This window comes from Peribacillus butanolivorans (assembly GCF_001273755.1).
Lineage (GTDB): Bacteria > Bacillota > Bacilli > Bacillales > DSM-1321 > Peribacillus > Peribacillus butanolivorans.
The window spans coordinates 4,030,141-4,036,328 of the sequence record NZ_LGYA01000001.1 but is presented as its reverse complement, the minus strand read 5'-3'; the positions used below and the strand labels follow the sequence as shown (position 1 = coordinate 4,036,328).

Genomic DNA, 6,188 nt, shown 5'->3' with positions numbered 1-6,188 from the left:
TTCAGACTGTAGACAAATTCGTAGAAAGCGAGTTTGCCTGCAGTTTTTTTATTGAAAAACGTTTCAGTTGATTTCAGAAATCCGCTCCCTTTCCGCCGACTGTCTGCCAAGCCTCCTCGCCGCAAGCGTCTGTGGGGTCTCGGCTAGCCAGTTATTCGGCAGGAGTGTCGCAAATTTCTTCCATCCATTGAGAATTCCGTAAAGCAGAATTAAACCATTTTTTAAAATCACGGTTCGGGATGTGACCATTCCAAACTCCCTTTTGTCGATAAACAAAAGGCCCGCCATATTAATGGGGGCCTTCTTTGTGCGGGAATGATGTTATTTAACCTGATGCTTTTTCAAGCGGTATTGAAGACTTTGGCGACTTATATTCAAGGCTTTAGCTGCTTTAGAGATATTCATGCCATGTTCCTTTAATATCTTCTCCAAATAAATCTTTTCTGTATTAGCAATATAATCATCAAGAGATAGGGTTGTGTCTTGTAATTCTTCATTTTGAATAAGGTCATTTTTTATATCCAGTTGAGTTTCTTCCATATGAGCTTTCTTTTTAAATAAAGTTGGAAGATGCGGGATCTCAATTTTTGTATCCCCGGGTTCTAGTAAATTCATAGCCCCTTCAATAATATGCTCAAGTTCTCTTACATTTCCTGGCCATTCGTAATCATAAAAAAGAGAGTAGACCTCGTCGCTGATTCCTTCAATATCCAATTCAAACAACGCATTGAACTTTTCAATAAAGGATTGAGCCAGCAATGGTATATCTTCTTTCCGCTCACGAAGTGGTGGGATAAATAAGGATACAACACTTAATCGATAATATAAATCCTTTCGTAAATGATCATTTGAAATCGCATCTATTGGATCTTCATTTATCGTTGCAATGACTCGAACATCAATTTTTTTGTCTTTTGTATCTCCTACTCGGCGAATCGTTCTTTCTTGAAGGGCCCGTAATAATTTTGCTTGCAAATTCGGGTTTAAAGAATTGATTTCATCAAGAAGGATGGTTCCGCCTTGTGCTTGTTCAAATAACCCAGGCCTTTCAATGGATCCTGTGAAAGCCCCTTTCTTCGTTCCAAAGAGAATTCCCTCAATTAAACTATCTGGCAGTGCAGCACAGTTTTGACTAATAAAAGGATGTGTTGAACGGTTACTTCCATTATGGATACTTTGGGCAAAGAGTTCTTTTCCGGTACCTGTTTCCCCGACTATCAAGATGGAGGATGTGGTTCTTGTGGAGCGCTTGCTTTTTTCAATGACGTCTAAGAAATTCTCACTAGTTCCAATGATACTGTCAAACGTATATTTGGTATCGCCCTTATTTAAAATATTATCTTTAATAATTCTTTCAAGATTTGTTATATCCTTTGCTACTTCAATAGCACCGATAATATTTTGCTTCTGATCTAAAATTGGAAACGTATTATTGATTGTTGTAATTTCCTGTCCGAGATTATTAAAGTAGGTCTGTTTTGAGTTTTCAGTTGCTTTTCCGGAATGAAGAGCCCGTATTAGCGTACTCTCAGTTTCCTCTTGGAACTTAAAAATATCAGGGATCTTTTTCCCTAATACATCTTCTGAATCCATTCCTTCAATTTCAGCCATTTTCTTGTTATAAACAATGGTTAGACCTTCTGTATCTATTATATGTATCCCAATATCAATTACATCTACGAGAGAATATAGGATAGATTGAAAACCTTCTATTTTTATGATCTGATCTAAATTCATTAATGCCTCCTACTTTTATTCATTTCTTAGAGATTATTGTAGAGGATTTGCAGAAAAGGCGCAATAAAAATTTGCACAGCAAGATTATTTTGCATTAAAGTGCAAATTTTTTTTGCACAAAAGGTAAAAAATCCTTGTTTTTCGTGAAAAAACAAGTTGGCACAAATCTTGCATTAATAAAAACTATAGCGTTCAAGCCAAAAATATAAGAATTAAAGCAAAAAATAATGGCACACTATGCTATTTTTCACCAAAAGTGCTGAATTTCTTTGCATTTCCTTTAGAAAAATCTATATTTTTCAAAAAAGTTGAAAAGTTGGCACGGAACTTGCTAGTTATAAAGAGAGAAGCAAAAACATAAATCTTAGGGAGATGAGACATAATGGTCCAACCATACAAACACGAACCATTTACTGATTTTAATAATGAGGCAAACAATAAAGCATTTCAGGTAGCTTTGAATGATGTAGCTAAAGAATTAGGAAATAAATATCCATTAGTTATTAACGGTGAAAAAATCTTTACAGATGAAGTCATTACCTCTGTAAACCCAGCAGACAAAAAAGAAGTAATCGGGATTGTGTCAAAAGCAAACAAAGACCTTGCAGAGCAAGCAATGCAAGCGGCAGATAAGACATTCCAAACTTGGAGAAAAACAAAAGCAGAAATGCGTGCAAATATTTTATTCAGAGCAGCAGCCATTGTTCGGAGAAGAAAACACTACTTCTCAGCTCTATTGGTAAAAGAGGCAGGGAAGCCTTGGAATGAAGCGGATGCTGATACAGCGGAAGCAATCGACTTTATGGAATACTACGCACGTCAAATGTTGAAGCTTAAAGACGGCATGCCAGTAGAAAGCCGTCCGATTGAACACAATGCTTTCAACTATGTTCCACTTGGTGTCGGTGTCATCATCTCACCTTGGAATTTCCCGTTTGCGATCATGGCAGGCATGACGACAGCGGCTCTTGTTTCAGGAAATACCGTTTTATTGAAACCAGCAAGTACAACACCGGTCATTGCAGCTAAATTCATTGAAGTGTTGGAAGAAGCGGGCTTACCTGCAGGAGTTGTGAACTTCATTCCAGGAAGCGGTGCTGAAGTTGGCGATTATTTGGTAGATCATCCTCGTACACGTTTCATCAGCTTTACCGGATCTCGTGATGTTGGAATCCGTATTTATGAGCGTGCGTCAAAGGTTCATGAAGGCCAAATTTGGTTGAAACGTGTCATCGCTGAAATGGGCGGTAAAGATACGATCGTTGTTGATAAAGAGGCTGATTTGGAATTGGCGGCACAATCAATCGTCGCTTCTGCATTCGGATTCTCCGGTCAAAAATGTTCTGCTTGTTCACGTACCGTCGTAGTGGAAGATGTGTATGATCAAGTATTAAATCGTGTTATTGAATTAACAAAAGAAAAAACAGTTGGAGAACCAACAGATGTAAATAACTTTATGGGTCCAGTTATCGATCAAGCTGCTTACGACAAAGTCATGAGCTATGTAGAGATCGGTAAAACAGAAGGGAAGTTAGTTGCAGGAGGAGAAGGAGACAATTCAAAAGGTTTCTTTATCCAACCAACAATTATTGCAGATGTGGATGAAAATGCTCGTGTTATGAAGGAAGAAATTTTTGGACCAGTAGTAGCATTCTGTAAAGCAAAAGATTTCGATCATGCGATTGAGATTGCTAATAACACAGATTATGGATTAACAGGTGCGGTCATCTCGAACAATATTGAACATATCGAGCAGGCGCGTGAGGATTTCCACGTAGGGAACTTGTACTTCAATCGTGGCTGTACTGGTGCCATTGTAGGATACCAGCCATTTGGCGGATTCAATATGTCAGGTACAGATTCAAAAGCGGGCGGTCCTGATTATTTAGTTCTGCATCTTCAAGGAAAAACAACATCTGAAACGCTATAAATCATAGGGGGGAATCAACATGACAACAGTAACAGAAAAATTAATCGAGCAAACGGAACAATATGGTGCAAACAATTATAATCCACTTCCAATTGTCATTTCAAAGGCAGAAGGAGTTTGGGTGGAAGATCCTGAAGGAAACAAATATATGGATATGCTAAGTGCCTATTCTGCAGTGAATCAAGGCCACAGACATCCAAAAATTATCGATGAACTAAAAAAACAAGCAGATCGTGTAACGTTAACTTCTCGTGCGTTTCATAGTGATAAATTAGGCCCTTGGTATGAAAAGGTTGCTCGTCTTACACAAAAAGATATGGCGCTGCCTATGAATACTGGTGCTGAAGCAGTTGAAACAGCTATCAAGGCTGTTAGACGCTGGGGCTACGACGTGAAAGGAATCGCTGAAAATCAAGCGGAGATTATTGCTTGTATAGGCAATTTCCATGGCCGTACGATGGCAGCTGTGTCATTGTCTTCAGACGAAGAATACAGAAGAGGTTTTGGACCAATGCTACCGGGAGTCAAGCTTATTCCTTATGGAGATCTTGCAGCTTTGAAAGAAGCGATTACACCTCAAACAGCTGGATTTTTAATTGAACCGATCCAAGGTGAAGCGGGAATCATCATCCCTCCACAAGGATTCTTAAAAGAAGCTTACGAACTATGTAAAGAAAATAATGTTCTATTCGTTTCGGATGAAATTCAATCAGGACTTGGCCGTTCAGGAAAAATGTTTGCTTCTGATTGGGATGAAGTGATTCCTGATATGTATATTTTAGGAAAAGCACTTGGTGGTGGAGTATTTCCAATCTCATGTGTCGCAGCAAACCGTGAAATTCTTGGCGTATTTAATCCTGGTTCACATGGTTCTACATTCGGTGGTAATCCATTAGCATGTGCAGTTTCTATCGCTTCATTAGAAGTTCTTGAAGATGAAAAACTGGCAGAACGTTCATTAGAGCTAGGGAAATATTTCATGGATAGTTTAAAAGAAATCAATAATCCTATGATTAAAGATATTCGTGGAAGAGGCTTATTTATTGGATTGGAATTAACTGAAGCGGCAAGACCTTATTGTGAAAAACTAAAAGAAGAAAAATTACTGTGTAAAGAAACACATGATACAGTTATCCGCTTTGCTCCGCCGCTAGTGATCACTAAAGAAGAGCTAGATTGGGCAATTGAACGTATTAAAAGAGTTTTATCCTAATATCCCTATGAGGTGAATTCCATTGAGTACAACGATCAAAGAAGAAAAAGAAACTGCCAGCTTGCTTGAATCCACACAGGTCGTAATCAAGGAGGCGCTGGGTAAGCTTGGTTATTCGGAAGAAGTGTTTGAGCTTTTAAAGGAGCCTCTTCGTATGCTGACCGTCCGAATTCCAATTAAGATGGATGACAATTCAACAAAGATATTCACTGGATATCGTGCCCAGCACAACGATGCTGTTGGTCCTACAAAAGGTGGAATCCGTTTTCATCCTGAAGTCGATGAGGAAGAAGTAAAGGCACTTTCGATGTGGATGAGTTTAAAATGCGGGATTGTGAATCTGCCATACGGCGGAGGAAAAGGTGGCATTATCTGCGATCCGCGCCAAATGTCTATGGGTGAATTAGAAAGGCTTAGCCGCGGGTATGTTCGAGCGATTAGCCAAATAGTGGGGCCGACTAAAGATATTCCGGCCCCGGATGTTTATACAAATTCTCAAATCATGGCATGGATGATGGATGAATACAGTAGAATAAGAGAACACGATTCTCCTGGATTCATTACAGGTAAACCACTAGTGCTGGGCGGTTCACACGGTAGGGAAAAGGCAACTGCACAAGGTGTCACGATTTGTATCGAAGAAGCCGCAAAGCGTAAGGGCATAGAACTGAAAGGTGCACGCATTATTGTCCAAGGATTTGGGAATGCGGGAAGCTTTTTAGCAAAATTCATGCATGATGCAGGTGCGAAAGTGATTGGTATTTCTGACGCATATGGTGCCATATATAACCCAGATGGCCTCGATATCGATTACTTACTTGATAAAAGGGATAGCTTTGGAACGGTAACAACACTATTCGAAAATAAAATTACCAATCAAGAGCTTCTAGAACAAGATTGTGATATTTTAGTGCCTGCTGCTATTTCTAATCAAATCACGCAAGAAAATGCACATCTTATAAAAGCGCAAATTGTCGTAGAGGCAGCGAATGGTCCGACCACTTTGGAGGCTACTAAAATCTTAACAGAACGCAATGTGCTTCTTGTACCTGATGTATTAGCAAGTTCAGGCGGTGTAACTGTTTCTTACTTTGAATGGGTTCAAAATAATCAGGGTTACTACTGGGAAGATGAAGAGGTTCAAACCAAATTAAAAGAGTTATTGGTCAATTCATTTAATCAAGTATATGAAATGTCCGAGACAAGAAAAGTGAATATGAGGCTGGCAGCATATATGGTGGGTGTCAGAAAAATGGCAGAAGCCTCGATATTCCGTGGCTGGGTATAAGCTTTAGTCTAATAATGGGG

Annotated in this window: 5 protein-coding genes; 3 read left to right on the top strand and 2 right to left on the bottom strand. The window is 39.2% G+C overall.

All coding sequences use genetic code 11. The features are described 5' to 3' along the window. Positions 1-63: 63 nt before the first annotated feature. Entirely contained in the window at positions 64-249 is a 186-nt protein-coding gene (locus AKG34_RS18630; protein ID WP_152952312.1) for a hypothetical protein, read from the bottom strand. 72 nt (positions 250-321) lie between these two features. After that, positions 322-1,737 carry a sigma-54 interaction domain-containing protein gene (locus AKG34_RS18625; RefSeq protein WP_053347469.1) on the bottom strand — a complete coding sequence of 472 codons (1,416 nt, stop codon included), beginning with the start codon at positions 1,735-1,737 and terminating at the stop codon, positions 322-324. Positions 1,738-2,119: 382 nt separating this feature from the next. Here AKG34_RS18625 and pruA point away from each other — a divergent pair, with 382 nt between their 5' ends. Genes pruA through AKG34_RS18610 form a run of 3 tightly spaced genes read left to right on the top strand, consistent with a single transcriptional unit; the run spans position 2,120 to position 6,168 of the window. Beyond that, positions 2,120-3,667: an L-glutamate gamma-semialdehyde dehydrogenase gene (gene pruA, locus AKG34_RS18620; RefSeq protein ID WP_053347468.1), complete on the top strand. Its 1,548-nt coding sequence runs from the start codon at positions 2,120-2,122 to the stop codon at positions 3,665-3,667. A gap of 19 nt (positions 3,668-3,686) precedes the next feature. Continuing rightward, a complete protein-coding gene (locus AKG34_RS18615; RefSeq protein ID WP_083450848.1) occupies positions 3,687-4,880 on the top strand; it encodes an ornithine--oxo-acid transaminase in 1,194 nt (397 codons plus the stop codon). A gap of 22 nt (positions 4,881-4,902) precedes the next feature. Next, positions 4,903-6,168 carry a Glu/Leu/Phe/Val family dehydrogenase gene (locus AKG34_RS18610; protein ID WP_083450847.1) on the top strand — a complete coding sequence of 422 codons (1,266 nt, stop codon included), beginning with the start codon at positions 4,903-4,905 and terminating at the stop codon, positions 6,166-6,168. The last annotated feature ends 20 nt before the right edge of the window (positions 6,169-6,188 follow it).